This is a genomic window from Acidovorax sp. KKS102 (assembly GCF_000302535.1).
Classification (GTDB): Bacteria; Pseudomonadota; Gammaproteobacteria; order Burkholderiales; family Burkholderiaceae_C; genus Acidovorax.
This window is the reverse complement of the sequence record NC_018708.1, coordinates 4,616,087-4,631,892: the sequence shown is the minus strand read 5'-3', so window position 1 is coordinate 4,631,892 and position 15,806 is coordinate 4,616,087. Positions and strand designations below refer to the sequence as shown.

General features: G+C 65.8%; 15 protein-coding genes. 14 read left to right on the top strand and 1 reads right to left on the bottom strand.

Annotation, left to right across the window (positions count from 1 at the left end; translation table 11 throughout):
* The first annotated feature begins 10 nt into the window (after positions 1 to 10).
* The 9 genes from C380_RS21235 to C380_RS21195 are packed head-to-tail and all read left to right on the top strand — an operon-like array spanning position 11 to position 10,186.
* Entirely contained in the window at positions 11 to 2,974 is a 2,964-nt protein-coding gene (locus tag C380_RS21235; protein WP_015015899.1) for a molybdopterin cofactor-binding domain-containing protein, read from the top strand.
* Positions 2,971 to 3,801, top strand: a complete 831-nt coding sequence (locus C380_RS21230) for a xanthine dehydrogenase family protein subunit M (RefSeq protein WP_015015898.1) — start codon at positions 2,971 to 2,973, stop codon at positions 3,799 to 3,801. Before C380_RS21235 ends, C380_RS21230 begins: the two co-directional genes overlap by 4 nt.
* Positions 3,798 to 4,319, top strand: coding sequence for a (2Fe-2S)-binding protein (locus C380_RS21225; protein WP_015015897.1), 522 nt, complete (start codon positions 3,798 to 3,800; stop codon positions 4,317 to 4,319). The genes C380_RS21230 and C380_RS21225 overlap by 4 nt, the downstream gene beginning before the upstream one ends.
* Before the next feature lie 3 nt (positions 4,320 to 4,322).
* A complete protein-coding gene (locus C380_RS21220; protein ID WP_015015896.1) occupies positions 4,323 to 5,900 on the top strand; it encodes an AMP-binding protein in 1,578 nt (525 codons plus the stop codon).
* 29 nt (positions 5,901 to 5,929) lie between these two features.
* The gene (locus C380_RS21215; RefSeq protein ID WP_015015895.1) at positions 5,930 to 7,387 is read left to right on the top strand and encodes a UbiD family decarboxylase; all 1,458 of its coding nucleotides are present in this window, start codon (positions 5,930 to 5,932) and stop codon (positions 7,385 to 7,387) included.
* Entirely contained in the window at positions 7,384 to 7,998 is a 615-nt protein-coding gene (locus C380_RS21210; protein WP_015015894.1) for a UbiX family flavin prenyltransferase, read from the top strand. Before C380_RS21215 ends, C380_RS21210 begins: the two co-directional genes overlap by 4 nt.
* 34 nt (positions 7,999 to 8,032) lie before the next feature.
* The gene (locus tag C380_RS21205) at positions 8,033 to 8,839 is read left to right on the top strand and encodes an enoyl-CoA hydratase/isomerase family protein (protein WP_015015893.1); all 807 of its coding nucleotides are present in this window, start codon (positions 8,033 to 8,035) and stop codon (positions 8,837 to 8,839) included.
* A 30-nt stretch (positions 8,840 to 8,869) separates the two neighbouring features.
* On the top strand, positions 8,870 to 9,307 hold the full coding sequence (locus C380_RS21200; RefSeq protein WP_015015892.1) for a DUF2390 domain-containing protein: 438 nt from the start codon (positions 8,870 to 8,872) through the stop codon (positions 9,305 to 9,307).
* A gap of 30 nt (positions 9,308 to 9,337) precedes the next feature.
* A complete protein-coding gene (locus C380_RS21195; protein WP_015015891.1) occupies positions 9,338 to 10,186 on the top strand; it encodes an AraC family transcriptional regulator in 849 nt (282 codons plus the stop codon).
* On the opposite strand, the gene C380_RS21190 is transcribed toward C380_RS21195, so the two are convergent.
* Positions 10,187 to 10,864, bottom strand: a complete 678-nt coding sequence (locus C380_RS21190) for a TetR/AcrR family transcriptional regulator (protein WP_238544053.1) — start codon at positions 10,862 to 10,864, stop codon at positions 10,187 to 10,189.
* A gap of 108 nt (positions 10,865 to 10,972) precedes the next feature.
* Between C380_RS21190 and C380_RS21185 the strand changes: the two genes are divergently transcribed.
* From C380_RS21185 to C380_RS21165, 5 genes are all read left to right on the top strand, one after another.
* Positions 10,973 to 11,791 (top strand): hypothetical protein, encoded by an 819-nt coding sequence (locus C380_RS21185; RefSeq protein WP_015015889.1) that lies wholly within the window; start codon positions 10,973 to 10,975, stop codon positions 11,789 to 11,791.
* 258 nt (positions 11,792 to 12,049) lie between these two features.
* Positions 12,050 to 13,030, top strand: coding sequence for a TRAP transporter substrate-binding protein (locus tag C380_RS21180; protein ID WP_008904489.1), 981 nt, complete (start codon positions 12,050 to 12,052; stop codon positions 13,028 to 13,030).
* Between the two features lie 92 nt (positions 13,031 to 13,122).
* Entirely contained in the window at positions 13,123 to 13,686 is a 564-nt protein-coding gene (locus C380_RS21175) for a TRAP transporter small permease (RefSeq protein WP_148280082.1), read from the top strand.
* Positions 13,686 to 14,951, top strand: a complete 1,266-nt coding sequence (locus C380_RS21170; RefSeq protein WP_008904487.1) for a TRAP transporter large permease — start codon at positions 13,686 to 13,688, stop codon at positions 14,949 to 14,951. The genes C380_RS21175 and C380_RS21170 overlap by 1 nt, the downstream gene beginning before the upstream one ends.
* A gap of 54 nt (positions 14,952 to 15,005) precedes the next feature.
* Positions 15,006 to 15,764 (top strand): SDR family NAD(P)-dependent oxidoreductase, encoded by a 759-nt coding sequence (locus C380_RS21165; RefSeq protein WP_008904486.1) that lies wholly within the window; start codon positions 15,006 to 15,008, stop codon positions 15,762 to 15,764.
* Positions 15,765 to 15,806: the final 42 nt, after the last annotated feature.

Genomic DNA, 15,806 nt, shown 5'->3' with positions numbered 1-15,806 from the left:
GGCTCCACACATGCTTGAAACACCCACTCCCCACCTGGGCCGCCGCGCGCAGCGTGTCGAAGACCGCCCGCTGCTCAGCGGCCGGGGCCGTTACGGTGACGATGCGCCCGTGCGTGCCGGCACGCTGCACGCTGCGGTGCTGCGCTCGCCCCATGCTCACGCCCGGCTGCTGGCCGTTCGTTCCGACAAGGCCATGGCCCTACCCGGCGTGCGCGCCGTCCTGACCGCCGCGGACGTGCAACGCTGGTCCAAGCCCTTCATCGTTGGCGTGAAGGCGCCGATGGAACTGTGGGCCCTGGCCGTGGATAAGGTGCGCTACGTGGGCGAGCCGGTCGCCGTGGTGGTCGCCCAGAGCCGCTATATCGCGGAGGATGCGCTGGAGCTGCTGGAGGCCGACTACGAATCCCTGCCGCCGGTCACGGACATACGCGCCGCGATCGCAGAAGGCGCTCCGGTGCTGCACGAGAAGGTGGGCAGCAATGTGGTGAGCGACCGCAGCTTCCGCTATGGGGACCCCGAACAGGCCTTCGCCAGCGCTCCGCACCGGGTTGCGCTCACGGTCGAATACCCGCGCAACTCCTGCACGCCGATCGAATGCGCGGTGGTGGTGGCGGAGTTCCTCTGCGGGGATGATGGCTACGACGTGCAGTCCAACTTCATGGGGCCGTTCTCGCTGCACACCGTGATGGCGATGGCGCTCAAGGTGCCGGGCAACAAGCTGCGCCACCGCACCTTCCCGGATTCCGGCGGCAGCTTCGGGGTGAAGCAGGCCGTGCTCAACCCCGCTGTGCTGATGTGCCTGGCGGCGCGCAAGGTCGGCGCTCCCGTCAAGTGGGTAGAAGACCGGCTCGAGCACCTGACCGCAGCCACCTCCGCCACCGGCCGCCTGTGCCATGCGGCTGCAGCGGTCGAAGCCGATGGCCGCATTACCGCCTTGTCACTGGACCAGCTCGACGACTGCGGCGGCTACCTGCGCGCGCCCGAGCCCGCCACCTTCTACCGCATGCATGGCTGCCTCACCGGCGCATATGCCATCCCCAACCTCAGCGTACGCAACCGGGTGGTGCTGACCAGCAAGACGCCCACCGGTCTGGTGCGCGGCTTCGGCGGGCCACAGGTGTACTTCGCGCTGGAGCGCCTAGTGCAGCGCATCGCGGTCGAACTCAACCTCGACCCGCTGGACGTCTATCGTCGCAACTTCATTCCTCGCGACGCGTTTCCCTACCGGGCCGCCGCCGGCGCTCTGATTGACTCCGGGGACTACCAGCGCGCCCTGGAGTTGGCGCTGCGCGATGGTCGCCTCGACGAGCTGCGCCAGCGCCAAGCGGCCGCGCGCGGCGAGGGTCGGCTGTACGGCATCGGCTTTGCAGCCATCGTGGAGCCCTCCGTCTCCAACATGGGCTACATCACGACGGTGCTGCCCCGCGAGCAGCGCGCCAAGGCCGGGCCGAAGAACGGCGCCATCGCTGCCGCCACCGTGAGCATCGACCCGCTGGGCGGCGTGACGGTGGTCATCGCCTCCGCGCCGGCCGGTCAGGGCCACCGCACCGTGTGCGCCCAGCTGGCGGCCGACGTCTTCGGCGTCGATCCGGACGAGGTGGCTGTGAACGTTGAATTCGACACCGCCAAGGACGCTTGGTCGGTCGCAGCCGGTAACTACTCCAGCCGCTTCGCCGGTGCCGTGGCGGGCACGCTGCATATTGCTTGCCAGCGCCTGCGGGACAAGCTGGCGCGGATCGCCGCCGCGCAGTTTGGATGCGAGCCCGACCAGATGGTATTTGCAGGCGGCAAGGTCTATCCCAAGGACGCGCCCGAGCGTGGCCAGCCCTTCGGCCGGCTGGCGGCCAGCCCGCACTGGGCGCCCGGCCTGCTGCCCGAGGGCGAACCCGTTGGTTTGCGCGAAACGGCCTTCTGGTCACCGCCGCAGCTGACCGCCCCGGACGAGGACGACCGCGTCAATACGTCGGCGGCCTACGGCTTCGCATTCGACATCTGTGCCGTCGAGGTGGATCGCGCCACCGGCCGCGTCCGCATCGACCGCTACGTCACCACACACGACGCCGGCACCCTCCTGAACCCGGCCCTGGCCGACGGCCAGATTCGCGGCGCCTTCGCCCAGGGACTCGGCGCGGCGCTGATGGAAGAGTTCCGATATGGCAGCGACGGCAGCTTCCAGTCCGGCACCTTCGCCGATTACCTGGTGCCCACCACCTGCGAGGTGCCCGACCCGATCATCGTGCACCTGGAGACTCCCAGCCCGTTCACGCCGCTGGGCGCCAAGGGACTGGGCGAGGGCAACAACATGAGCACGCCGCCCTGCATCGCCAACGCGGTGGCCGACGCGCTCGGCGTGACCAACGTCACGCTGCCTCTGACCCCCTCACGCGTGATGGACCTGCTGGGCTTGGCCGACCCGCCACCCTCCCAGGGCGCTGCGTCGGCCCGGCCAGCGGGCGGCAAGGCCGGCAAGGCCTTGGCGGCGCAAGGTGAGATCCTGCTGCCGGCCGAACCCGAGGCGGTGTTCGCCGTGCTGATGGACCCGGCGGCCCTGGCCAAGGTCATCCCCGGTTGCCATGCACTGCATCAGACCGGCCCCAATCGTTACCGCGCGGACGTGACGGTGGGCGTGGGCATGATCAAGGCGCGCTACGCAGCCGAGATCGCGCTGAGCGACTTGGAGCCGCCGCGCCGCCTGCGGCTGGCCGGCTCCGGCCTGTCCAGTATGGGTGCGGCAAGGGGCAACGGCCTGGTCACGCTCGAGCCCAGGGATGGCGGCACGCTGCTGCGCTACGACTACGAGGCCGAGGTCTCGGGCAAGGTGGCGGCCGTGGGTGGCCGCATGCTGGAGGGCGCGGCCAAAATCGTGCTGCGGCAGCTGTTCGAACAACTCGGCCGGCAGGCGGGCGGCAAGGGTGCCACGCCTTCGGGTTCATGGTGGCAGCGCTTGCTGGCCCGCCTGGGAGCGGCGCGATGAAGCCGGCGGCCTTCGACTACGTGCGCGCGGAAACCGCCGACGAGGCAGTGCAGCAGCTCAAGGCGCTCGGGCCCGAGGCGCGGATCCTGGCCGGCGGCCAGTCGCTGATGGCCGTGCTCAACATGCGGCTGGCGCAGCCCAGCGTGCTGATCGACATCTCGCGCACCGACGACCTGAACTTTGTGCGCAGCGAAGGCAGCATGCTGGCCGTGGGTGCGGCAGCCACGCAAGCGAGCGTGGAATGGCGCTCAACCTTGGCGCGGGAAGTGCCGCTGCTTGCGCAGGCCTTCCCCTTCATCTCGCATTTCCAGGTGCGCAACCGCGGCACCGTGTGCGGCTCTGTGGCCCACGCCGACCCGAGCGCCGAGATCCCGCTGGTGCTGTTGGCGCTGGGCGGCGAGGTGGTGCTGCGCAACGCCAAGAAGCGCCGCACCCTGCCCGCGGGCGAGTTCTTCCAGGGCATGCTGATGACGGCGCGCGCGCCCGACGAACTGGTGGAGCAGGTGCGCTTTCCGCTGGCCCTGCCGGGCCAGCGCAGCGCCTTCACGGAGTTCTCGGCCCGCCACGGCGACTTCGCCATCGTTTCGGCCGCCGCCGTGGTCGACGCGCGCGGCCTCTGTCTCGCCATCGGCGGGGTGTCGGACCGGCCGCGTCTGGCGCAGTGGCCGGCCGGCCTGCGCGGCGCCGAGCTGGACAGCGCCCTCAACGACTTCGCCTGGGAGCTCGAAGCCCAGGACGACGCGCATGCCAGCGCTACCTTCCGCCGCCACCTCGTGCGCCAGCTCGGCGCGCAGGTAATCGCCCAAGTCACGGAGACCTCCCGATGAAGCAGTGCAGCCGCGACCACCAGCACACCGTGCGCCTGACGCTCAACGGCGCCGCCCGCAGCGCAGCCTGCGAGCCGCGCATGCTGCTATCGGACTTCCTGCGCGAAGGCCTGGGCGCGACCGGGACGCACGTGGGCTGCGAGCACGGCGTGTGCGGTGCCTGCACCGTGCAGATCGACGGCGTGGCCGGCCGCTCCTGCCTGACGCTGGCGCTGCAGGTCGACGGCCGCCGCGTCGACACGGTTGAAGGACTGTGCGATGGGGACGGGCCGATGTCCGACCTGCAGGAGGCCTTCAAGCGCCACCACGCCCTGCAGTGCGGCTTCTGCACCGCGGGCATCCTCATGAGCTGCGACGACTATCTCAAGCGTGTCCCGGACCCCAGCGAAGCGCAGGTGCGCGACATGCTGTCGGGCCATCTTTGCCGCTGCACCGGCTACACGCCCATCGTGGCGGCGGTGCTCGAAACCGCGTCGCTGCGCCGCCAGGCCGCGACCACCCCCCACCCCGGAGACTGATCCATGCTCGACCTCGGTACGACCTTCCTACAAAGCGTCGAACGCAGCCCGCACGCGCTTGCCCTAGTGGACAGCGGCGTGCGTCTCACCTATGCGCAGTGGCACGAGCAGATCGGCCGCACCGTGGCGGGTCTACAGCGCCTGGGACTGGGCCGGGGCGACCGGCTGCTGTCGGTGCTGCAGAACCGCCACCAGGCGGCCACGCTGCACTGGGCCTGCCAGTTCCTGGGCGTGGTGATCGTGCCGCTGAACTGGCGCGCCAAGGCCGACGAGATCGACTACTGCCTGGCCGACGCTGAGGCCAAGGCTGTGTTCTTCGACGCCTCCAGCGAGGAGGCCACCCGTGCCAGCGGCGGTGCGCGCGCGCTGCCGCGTATCGGCGTGGGCACGTTAGAAGGCAGCGATGCCACCGGCGATTGGGAGACCCTGCTGGCCGGCCCGGCGTCGCCGCTGCAGACTGCGGCCGATGCCGAGGATTTGTCGCTGATGCTCTACACTTCGGGCACCACCGGCAAGCCCAAGGGCGTGCCGCGCCGCCACCGCCAGGAGCGTGCTGCAGCGCTGGCGCACGTGGCGCAAAACCTCTACCGGCGCGGTGAACGCACGCTGGGCGTGATGCCCCTGTACCACACGATGGGTGTGCGCTCTCTGCTCGCCATGGCGCTGGTCGATGGCGTGTTCGTGTGCATGCCCCGCTTCGATACGCAGGAGGCGCTGGCACTTATGGAGGCCGAGCGCCTGACCTGCCTATACCTAGTGCCCACGCTCTACCACGACCTGCTGACGCAGCGCGAGCGCGCCGGACACGGCAGCGGCCCCGGGCCTGACATCGCTTCCGTGAAGAAACTTGGTTTTGCCGGCGCCCCAATGCACGATGCGCTGCTCAAGCGCCTGCAGGCGGCCTTCCAGCCCGAGCTCTTCGTGAACCACTACGGATCCTCCGAGGTGTACACCTTCTCGGTCCACCAGCAGGCTCTGGACAAGCCCGGCAGCGCCGGCCGTGCCGGCATCAACACCCGGCTGCGCGTGGTGCGCCTGGACGCGTCCGGCGTCGACGACCGCGTGGCCCCCTGGGTGGAGGGTCAGATCATTGCCGACCTGCGCGGCGACGAAGCCTTTGAAGGCTACTGGAAACGCGGGGACGCCAACGCCAAGTCGCTGCGCAGCGGCTGGTACTTCACCGGCGACACCGGCTACCTCGACGAGGACGGCGACCTGTTCGTCACCGGCCGGGTGGACGACATGATCATCAGCGGCGGCGAGAACATCTCGCCGGTCGACATCGAGTCCGTCATCTCGCTGTGCCCCGGCGTCGGCGAAGTGGCTGTGGCCGGGCTGTCGGACGAGCGCTGGGGACAGCGGGTCGTGGCCTTCGTCACCACCCGCGACGGCGGTGCGCCGCTGGATCCGCACGCGCTGGACGCGCACTGCCGCAGCTCCGACCTGCCCAACTTCAAGCGGCCGCGCGAATACGTGTTCGTCGCCGAAATTCCCAAATCCCCCGTCGGCAAGGTGCTGCGCCGCAAGCTCGTGGCGGGTGAGTACACGCCCCTGCCGGCCGGCGAAGACCGTTCCGCCTGATCCCACTTCCCACTTCTCCCCGCACGCTCATGACCACTTTCGCCCCCGCCCCCGCACTTTCCACCGACCTGCGTCGCTGGCTCGCCCACCTGTCCGACACCGGCCGCGTGGCCGTCATCCGCGAAGGTGTGAAACTCGAACACCAGCTGGCCGCCATCGCCAAGCGGCTCGACGGCCGGCAAGCGGTCTATTTCCCCCGGCCCGGCGGACATGACATGCCAGTGGTGTCGGGCTTCATGTCGCGCCGCGGCTGGATTGCCGAAGCCATGGGCGTGACCGAGTCGCAACTGCTGCAGCGCTTCCGCCAGGCCGCCGAGAACCCGCTGCCCTGGCGGGAGGTGCCGACGGGCGAGGCGCTCTGCCAGCAGGTGGTGCAAAAGGGCGTCGATCCGCGCGAGGTGTTGCCCATACCAACCCACAGCGAGCACGACAACGGCCCCTACATCACCGCCGGCCTGGTGATCGCCCGAAACCCGAAGACGGGGGCGCAGAACGTCTCGATCAACCGGATCCAGGTCCACTCCAAGGAGCGCATGGCGATCCTGATGCTGCCGCGCCACCTCTGGGCCTTCTACAAGGAAGCCGAAGCGCGCCAGCAGCCGCTGGACGTGGCGGTGGTGATCGGCGTCGACCCGCTCACGCTGTTGGCCTCGCAGGCCATTGCCCCGCTCGATTGCGACGAGCTGGAGATCGCCGGCGCCCTGCACGGCGCCCCGTTGCGCGTGGTCAAGTGCCTCACCAATGATGTGCGCGTGCCGGCCGACGCCGAGGTGGTGATCGAAGGACGCATCCTGCCGGGCGTGAAGGAGCTGGAAGGCCCCTTCGGCGAGTTTCCCAAGTACTACAGCGCGCGAGAGCACCGCGAGGTGATCCAGGTGGACGCAATCACCCATCGCCGCGATCCGGTCTTCCACACGATCGTCCCCGCCGAGATGGAGCACCTCCTGCTGGGTTCCATCCCGCGCGAGGCGACGCTGCTGGCCCACCTGCAGCGCAGCTTCCCCAACGTGCTGGACGTCCATCTGTCGATTGGCGGTGTCGGCCGCTACCACCTGTTCGTCAAGATCCGGAAGACCCACGAGGGCCAGCCGAAGAACGTGATCTGCGCTGCGTTCGGCGCGCACTACGACATCAAGCAGGTGGTGGTGGTGGACGACGACGTGGAGGTGCACGACCCGCTGCAGGTGGAATGGGCAGTGGCCACGCGCTTTCAGGCCGACCGGGACCTGGTCGTGATCGCCGGGGCGCAAGGCTCGGTGCTTGATCCTTCCACCACGGTGGGCCAGGAATTCGGCGAGAACAGCGCGCCGCCATCCCACCTGCAGGGCATCAGCGCCAAGATGGGCCTGGACGCCACCAAGCCCGTGGTCTACCACGAGCATGTCTTCACCAAAGTGCGCGTGCCGGGTGAGGACACCGAGGACCTGGACGCACTGATCGATACGTCGGCCCGCGTCGACTTTGACACAGGCAAGGTGCAAAGATGACCACAAAGCGCTTGATCGTGGCGATCACCGGTGCCAGCGGCGCCATCTACGGCATCCGCCTGCTGCAGGTGCTGCGCACGCTGCCCGGTTGGGAGACGCACCTGGTGATGTCCGCCTCCGGCGCGCTCACCGCGTCTCAGGAGGTGGACCTCAAGCGCAGTGAGATCGAGGCCCTGGCCGACGAGGTGCACAGCGTCAAGGACATCGGCGCCGCCGTCTCCAGTGGCTCTTTCCGCACCGCCGGCATGGTGGTGGCACCCTGCTCGATGAAGACACTGGCCGGCATCGCGCATGGGCTGGGCGATAACCTGGTCAGCCGCGCCGCAGACGTGGTGCTGAAAGAGCGGCGTCGCCTGGTGCTCCTGGCGCGCGAGACGCCCCTGAACATGGCGCACCTGCGGAACATGGTCGCCGTGACCGAGATGGGCGCCATCGTGTTCCCGCCCGTGCCGGCGTTCTACGTCCGTCCCGCGTCGCTCGATGACATGGTCAACCACACCATCGGTCGCGTGCTGGACCTTTTCGACGTTGAGCACAACGATCTCGTCACACGCTGGGAGGGCCTGCGCCAGCCTCAGCCGGCCGCCCTGGTGCGCATGCCCAATCCCTGAATCCTCTTCTTCCATCGATCACCAAGAGACCTTTATGACCCAACTGACCCACCCGGCCCAAACCCTGCTCGAACATCTGGACGGCTTCAGCGTTCAGATCGACGCCGCGCGCGAGCGCGCAGACATTGTGCTGCACCGTCCGCCCTACAACATCATCTCCATGGCACAGCGCGACCAGCTGCGGCTGGTTTTCGAGTCGCTGGACGAGAACCCGGCCGTGCGGGTGATCGTGCTGCGTGCGCAAGGCGAGCACTTCTCCAGTGGTGGCGACATCAAGGGCTTCCTGGAAGCCTCCCCGGAGCACGTCTCCAAGCTGGCCTGGAACATCGCCGCCCCCGCTCGTTGCAGCAAGCCGGTGATCGCAGCCAACCGGGGCTACTGCTTCGGCGTCGGCTTCGAGATTTCGCTGGCCTGCGATTTCCGCCTGGTGACCGAAACCACGCGCTACGCCTTGCCCGAACAGAAGCTGGGCCAGATCCCCGGCTCCGGCGGATCGGCACGCCTGCAAAAGATGGTGGGCATCACCCGCACGAAGGACATCGTGATGCGCTCGCGCCGAATTCCGGGCCAGCAGGCGCACGAGTGGGGCGTGGCCACCGAATGCGTGCCCGATGCCGAGCTGGAAGCGGCCACCGATCGCCTGGTGGACGAGCTGCGCGCTTTCTCGCCGATTGCGCAACGCACCGCCAAGAAGCTGCTGAACGACACCGAGGACGCCACGCTGACCGTGGCCATCGAGCTGGAAGGCCATTGCTACAGCCGGCTGCGCAGCTCCGATGACTTCCGCGAGGGCGTCGAGGCCTTCCACGGCAAGCGCAATCCCAACTTCATTGGTTCCTGAACGTCGTTCGGATTCGAAGCGCTGCCTCCCATGAAGCATGTAAAACCCGTCAGCAGGCAGGATGCGTGGAACTTCATCGTGGCACGCTATCGCGACCTCACACCCGACGAGTTGAAGCACCTCCACGGACAGCAGGATGCGCATGGGCTGGACATCGTGTTGCATCTGTTTCAGGAGTACTCGGCCTTGCGGCTCGGACGATCACTTACGCCAGGCGAAGTCGCCTCCGCCGAATCGCAAATCGCCGGGTGGCGCTTCGAAGTGATCTTGCCCCTGCGGCGACTGCATCGGGCTCTGAAGGATCCGCCCGGCTTCGCTCCAGTCCAGCCGGAAAGTGCACAGGCGCTTCGTACCCTCATTGCCCGGGCAGAACTGGAGGCCGAGCAGGTCGAGTTGTACGCGCTGTGCGATTGGCTTTCTTCGATGGCGGCCACGCAGACCCATGGCGTCGACCAGCCCCATCGGTGAAGCGTTGGCCACGTTTCCTCAGGAGGATCGATGACGAAAGCACTCAGGATCGCGCAGGGCGGATTCGGACGCCTGGCACTGCTCGACATGGACACCCCGCTGGTTTCGCATGCGCACTCACAGTGCCACGTGATCTTAAAAGCCAGCGGCGCCGATTCCGCGTTCTACGTCAGCGAGGAGCGGCTCCCGGTCACCGACCGAACCGCCATCTTAGTGAATGCCTGGGAGCCGCACTACTTCTACAGCGAGCCGGAGTTTCCGCGTACCGTCTATCTGGCGCTGTACATCGAACCCCGGTGGCTGGCGATGCTGCACGGCCCGCTGCGCCTAGCGGCCCATCCCCGCTTCTTCCCGCGGCCCTGCGTGCAGATTACGCCCCGCATCCGCAAGCTGGCGGATGATCTGATCGGTGACCTGATGTCGCCGATCCCGATGAAGCAGGAGCGCCTGGAGATCGCCTTGTTCGACCTGATGCTGGCGGTCAGCGAACAGTTCTCGGCGTTGGAGAGCATCCAGGACCTGATGCGGCCGGAAGGGTTGCGACTGGCCGATTCGCGTATCCAGCGCGCGCTTAACCACATTAGCGATCACTTGGATCAGGCTCTGGATGCGGACCGGTTGGCCGCCTCCGCGCACCTGTCGCGCGCGCAGTTCTTCGTGCGCTTTCGCCGCTGCACCGGGATGACGCCACACGTCTACGTCAACACCTTGCGGGCCGAAACCGCCTGTCTGCAGCTGGCGCAGGCGGACGATCGAACCAGCCTCGGGCGACTCGCGGAAGACCTGGGTTTTTCCGACCAGGGCCACTTCACGCGCTTCTTCCGTGGCCAGATCGGCGTGACGCCCAGCGAGTACCGGCGCGTGGTGCAGGCGTATTGACTACTTGAGCTTTTCCAGTGTTGCCGCAGAAGGAACACAGACGAGCATTGCCTCGTAGGTGTCGAGAATGTTGTCCAGTGTGAATTTGCGCGTCCACAGGCGCGACGACGCGGGCGCGTCGTCAGCCGGCGCTTCCTTGATCGAGAAAACCGTCGTCGTGTAGATCGCCACCAGTGACATGCGCTGTTCCAGCACCGGGGTAGGGATGTGGGCGAGCAGATTGCGGAAATGCTCGAGGCAGCGGCGATAGCCGGTATTCCACTTGGCGCCAATGTGGGCGCGGAAAAGCTCGCGATGCGTGAGCTGCACGTTCGACAGGAAGCGCAGGTAGGTGCTGCCTTCGGCTTCGGTCACCGTCAGTTGGTACACCGGCCGGACGAAGGCGTCCAGTACGTCACGCACATGGCGCGGGCCACCGTCCGCGGCCATCTGGTCGAGAAGGGCCAGGCGGAAGGCATCTACCTTCTGCGCGCCGTCGACCAGCAGCTCGCCGATCAATTCGTCCTTTGATCCGAAGTGGTACTGCAGCGAAGCCTTGTTGCGCTGCCCGGCCGCCGCAACGATATCGGCCACCGTGACGCCGTCGATGCCGTGCTGCGCGAACAGGCGCTGTGCAACGGCCTTCATCCGAACCTTCGTTTCCCTTCCGTCCGAGCGCACGGGTTTCAATGTTGACATTGTTAGTTAATTGTGTAGACTTAATTAAGGCAGTGTACTTAAATCAATGCCGAAAGGCCAGTCCGGTGCGTCCGTGCCGGATTGCTGTGCGAAATGAAAGGAATCATCATGAATCGCGAAGAGGAAATCGTTGCACGGTCCCTGTCCTACAGGAAGCAATACGTGGAAGACACCCCCGGCTGGTACCGCGGCGAGCTGCACCTGGGCTTCACGCTGGCGTTCACCATCGGTGTGGTCTGGTATTGCGCAGCGCAACTGCAGAACACGACCTGGCAGGAATGGCTGTTCGTCGTGATTCCGATGTTTCTGTTCGGGAACTGGGCGGAGTGGGCCGGGCACCGCTATTTGTTGCACAGCCCCAAGAGCTGGATCAAGCCGGCCTACAAGCGCCACGTCGCAACCCACCACCAGTTCTTCTCCCACAAGACGCTCGATTACAACGGACACAAGGAGTGGCGCGCGTTGCTGTTCCCGCCATTTGCGCCCGTGCTGTTTGTGCTGGCGGCTCTGCCGGCGGCCCTGCTGATCGGCAACCTGTGGTCTGCCAACGCGGGGTACATCGCCATGCTGACGATGGCGTCGTACTTCCTGATGTACGAAGGCCTGCATACCTTGTCGCACCTCGAGCACCCGATTCTGGATCGCCTGCCGCTGGTCAACACGGTGCGGCGCATGCATGTACTTCATCATAACCCTGACTTCATGCACACCCGCAACTTCAACCTCACCTTCCCCATCTGCGATGCGCTGTTCGGGACCAGCGACCTGGACAAGGGGGTGCTGGGTACGCTGTTCAACGGCATGTCGGATGAGGCGCGCAAGGCGGAAGACAAGGCAAAGCTCGTTGCCCAGCAAAACGAACGCGCAAGCACGGTTGCCGAAGCCGAGCCGGCTAGCACCGTGTCGGCCGCGCAGGCGCGTGCCTGAGTTTTGCTCTTGTTCTAACGTGCAAAGGCGAGGGCGCGCGGCGTTCCTCGCCTTTGCCGTTTGCGCTGGGCGATGCTGCGGTTGCACATCGATCCAGACTCTATGGCAAAAAATCAGAGCCTGGGCCAATGCCCGCGAGAGGGCGGCCCGGTAAAGTCGGACACATATAAAGGGCCGCGGTATTTTTTCGTGATGCACGGCGAAACAAGAAACGACGCAAAGAGCGCATCACGCGCTCACCAATCCAAGGAGAAGACAATGCAATTGAAGAAGCTGCTGACCATTTTCGCCGTTGCGCTGGGCACGACCCTGAGCGCTGCGGCCGGAGCAAAGGAATTGAAGGTAGGCCTGATCGTTCCGGCCACCCATGAGTGGACCAAGGCCGCCGCCGCGATGGGCGAGGAGCTCAAGCAAAAGTCCAACGGCAAGTATTCGGTCGCGACCTTCCCGGCCGGCCAGCTGGGCAGCGAAGCGCAGATGATGCAGCAGCTACAGACCGGCGCGCTCGACATGGCCTTCATGACGGTTGCCGAAGTGACCAACCGCGTGCCGGACATGAGCGTGCTGTTCGCACCGTACCTGGTCAAGGATTACCGCCAGGCCGAAATCCTGCTCAACGGCCCCACCGCCCAAAAGATGCTCGAGCGTCTGCCGCGTGAAGTCGGCGCAGTGGGTCTGGGCTACGGCGTTGCATCGATGCGCCTGATGCTCAATGCATTCCCGACCAATAGCGGTGCCGACCTGAAGGGTCGTAAGATGCGCATCACGCCGTTCCCGCCGGTGCGTGACTTCTACCAGTTGCTGGGTGCCGCTTCGACCCCGATGCCGCTGACCGACGTGTACGACTCGCTGGCCAACGGCCAGGTCGATGGCGTGGATGCGGATGCCGAACTGGTGTGGCGCATGAAGTTCTTCGAGCGCGGCAACACCTTGGTGCACTCGAGCCACATGATGTTCCCCGTCGTCGGCCTGATTTCCGGACGCCTGTGGCAACAACTGACACCCGCCGACCGCGAGCTGATTGCCACCTCCGCACGCAAGCACCTCAACAGCCTGTTCTCGACCTATACCTCGGTGGAGGCCGAAATGCTGAAGAACATCGAAGGCACGAAGAAAATCAAGGTGGTGAAGGCCGGTCCCGAGTTCTTCGGCGACGTTCCGCAGAAGTGGGAAGAAATCTGGCTCAAGCGCGCGCCTGTCCTGGCTGACCTGCGCAAGGAAGTCGCCGCCATCAAGTAAGACCGGGTCACGGTTCTTGCGCTCGGGCGGTCCTGTCGGATCGCCCGCCCCCTCGCTGAATTGGAGTTCTCGTGGTTCAAGTCATTCACTGCTTGAGCGATGGCATCCTGCGCGTCGAACGCGGCGCCGTGCGCCTGCTGGCATTCGCACTGCCCCTGATGATCATCGCCAATACCATCGGCCGCGCATTTCGCTCTCCCATCTATTTCATGGATGAACTCGCCATCCATTGCATGGTATGGATCGCCATGATCGGGATGTCGCTGACGCTGAAAACCCGTACCGCCGTATCCGTCACGATGCTGGTCGACGCGGTACCGCTTGCGCTGATGAAGAGCATGAAAGTCCTCATCGACGTCATCATCCTCACCTTCGCCGGCATCCTGATCTACCTGTGCATCAAATGGTTCGACCCCGTTGCGCTGGCACGCGTCGGTTTCGACTTCCAGGAATTTTCCGGGGAAACCTTCAACTTCATGTACCAGGACACCACCAACACCCTGGGCATGAAGAAATTCTGGTTCTGGTTGATCGTGCCGGTCGCCGCGATGACGACCTTCGTGCATGCGCTCTCGAATCTGTTGAAGACGGCCGCGACGCCTGCCGCGGCCTTGAAGGAATTGAGTGCGTCGTCCGGCGCAAGGGGACTCGACTGATGTCTATCGCAGCTATTTTTGCCGTCCTGCTGGCCTTCGGCGTGCCGATCGCGCTGGTGCTGGCCGCCACCGCCCTGGCGTACATTTACCTCAGCGGCAATACCGTGTTGTACCTGTCGTTTCCCCAGGTGCTGTACGGCAGCATGGAGAACTACGGCCTGATCGCCATTCCGCTGTTCATGCTGGTGGGTGAGCTGATGAACGAAGGCGGCATCACGCGCCGCTTGATCGCACTCGCTTCGGTCTTCATCGGCCACGTGCGCGGCGGGCTGGCCTACATCAACATCGTCGCCAACATGTTCCTGGCATCCATCATCGGCTCGGCCAATGCGCAGACCGCGGTGATGTCCCAGGTGATGGTGCCGGAGATGGTGAGCAAGGGTTATTCGCGCGGCTTCGCCACCGCCACCACCTGTGCCGGCGCGCTGCTGGCGCCGATCATTCCGCCGTCGATGCTGTTCGTGATCTTCGGCGTATTGGCACAGGTGTCGATCGGCGACATGTTCATCGCCGGCATCATCCCCGGCCTGTTGCTGGGCTTTACCTTCATGGCGGTGATTGCACTGCTGGGCATGCGCTATCGCTACCCCGACGGCGAGCGTCTGACCAGGAAGCAAAAGGTGAGCAACGTGCTGTCCGCCATTCCGTCGCTGTCGGTTCCCGCAGTGATGATCGGCGGCATCCTGGGCGGCATCACCACGCCTACGGAAGCGGCCGCAGTAGGCGCGCTGATGTCGATCATCGTCGGCCGCTTCGCGCACGGCGACATCAAGACCGACCGCATGGGCGACATGCTCCTGCGGGTGGCGATCAACACCGGCGTCGTGCTGGTCCTGGTGGCCGCAGCCGGTGTGTTCGGCTGGGTCATCGTGTTTGAAAAGGTGCCGCAACAGATCGCGATCATCCTGCAGCAGATGACTTCCGATCCGTTCATCTTCCTGATGCTGGTGATGGTCCTGCTGCTGGGCGTGGGCTGCGTGCTGGACGGGATCGCCGCGCTGATCCTGCTGGTGCCGATCCTGCTGCCGGTCGCAACGCAAGTGTATGGAATCAATCCGTATCACTTCGGCCTGCTGATCTGCGTGAACCTCACTCTGGGGCTGCTGACGCCTCCAGTCGGAGCTGCGCTCTATGTAGCGTCCAGCGTCACCGGGGCGTCGCCAGGCGAGATTCTCAAGCCGCTGGCACCGTTCCTGATCGCGACCGCGGCAATCCTGGTGCTGCTGGCCTGGCAACCCTATCTGGTCACCGCGCTGATCCAGTAAGCAAACCACGCGCCCACCGTGTGTGGGTGCCACAATCATTCAACGGAGAACACCATGAGCAAATTGAAGGACCGCGTCGCCATCGTCACCGGTGGCGCGCAAGGCATCGGTGCGGCCTATGCACGCGCACTGGCGGCTGAAGGCGCACGCGTGGCGGTGGCCGATATCCTCGACTGCACGCCGGTCGCCAAGGAAATCGAAGCCGCCGGCGGCTGCGCGATGGCGATTACCGTCAACGTCGCCGACGAAGCCTCGACCCGTGCAATGGCGCAGGCCGTGGCCGAACACTTCGGCCGCATCGACATCCTGGTCAACAACGCCGCAGTGTACGCGTCGCTGCAGCTCAAGCCCTTCGAGGAAATCGACGTCGCCGAGTGGGACAAGGTGATGGCAGTGAATGTGCGCGGGCCCTTCCTGTGTGCGCGCGCCGTGGTGCCGTTCATGCGTACCCACAAGTACGGCCGCATCGTCAACATTTCCTCCGGCACGCCGTTCAAGGGCACGCCCAACCTGCTGCACTACGTGACGTCGAAGGGCGCGATCCTGGCCCTGACGCGTGCGATCGCGCGCGAAGTCGGCGGCGACGGCATCCTCGTCAACACGCTCGCACCGGGCCTCGTGTTGAGCGAAGGCGTGATCCAGAACGCCGACATGCGCGACAAGCTGACCGGCCCGGTGCTCGCCAGCCGCGCGATCAAGCGCGACCAGATGCCGGAAGACCTGGTCAAGCCGCTGCTGTTCCTGGTGTCCGACGACTGCGCCTTCATGACCGGCGAAACGGTGGTGGTGGACGGCGGTTCGGTCATGCATTGACCGTCCCCGAGATATCCCCTTGCAGCTCAACAATCGGAGAGA

What these genes read in the sequence shown, in the direction of transcription:
- C380_RS21195 (WP_015015891.1), top strand. Translation starts at nt 9,338, where the DNA reads ATGACGAAAGCACTCAGGATCGCGCAGGGCGGATTCGGACGCCTGGCA.
- C380_RS21185 (WP_015015889.1), top strand. Translation starts at nt 10,973, where the DNA reads ATGAATCGCGAAGAGGAAATCGTTGCACGGTCCCTGTCCTACAGGAAG.
- C380_RS21215 (WP_015015895.1), top strand. Translation starts at nt 5,930, where the DNA reads ATGACCACTTTCGCCCCCGCCCCCGCACTTTCCACCGACCTGCGTCGC.
- C380_RS21170 (WP_008904487.1), top strand. Translation starts at nt 13,686, where the DNA reads ATGTCTATCGCAGCTATTTTTGCCGTCCTGCTGGCCTTCGGCGTGCCG.
- C380_RS21180 (WP_008904489.1), top strand. Translation starts at nt 12,050, where the DNA reads ATGCAATTGAAGAAGCTGCTGACCATTTTCGCCGTTGCGCTGGGCACG.
- C380_RS21220 (WP_015015896.1), top strand. Translation starts at nt 4,323, where the DNA reads ATGCTCGACCTCGGTACGACCTTCCTACAAAGCGTCGAACGCAGCCCG.
- C380_RS21165 (WP_008904486.1), top strand. Translation starts at nt 15,006, where the DNA reads ATGAGCAAATTGAAGGACCGCGTCGCCATCGTCACCGGTGGCGCGCAA.
- C380_RS21210 (WP_015015894.1), top strand. Translation starts at nt 7,384, where the DNA reads ATGACCACAAAGCGCTTGATCGTGGCGATCACCGGTGCCAGCGGCGCC.
- C380_RS21190 (WP_238544053.1), bottom strand. Translation starts at nt 10,864, where the DNA reads ATGTCAACATTGAAACCCGTGCGCTCGGACGGAAGGGAAACGAAGGTT.
- C380_RS21230 (WP_015015898.1), top strand. Translation starts at nt 2,971, where the DNA reads ATGAAGCCGGCGGCCTTCGACTACGTGCGCGCGGAAACCGCCGACGAG.
- C380_RS21205 (WP_015015893.1), top strand. Translation starts at nt 8,033, where the DNA reads ATGACCCAACTGACCCACCCGGCCCAAACCCTGCTCGAACATCTGGAC.
- C380_RS21235 (WP_015015899.1), top strand. Translation starts at nt 11, where the DNA reads ATGCTTGAAACACCCACTCCCCACCTGGGCCGCCGCGCGCAGCGTGTC.
- C380_RS21225 (WP_015015897.1), top strand. Translation starts at nt 3,798, where the DNA reads ATGAAGCAGTGCAGCCGCGACCACCAGCACACCGTGCGCCTGACGCTC.
- C380_RS21200 (WP_015015892.1), top strand. Translation starts at nt 8,870, where the DNA reads ATGAAGCATGTAAAACCCGTCAGCAGGCAGGATGCGTGGAACTTCATC.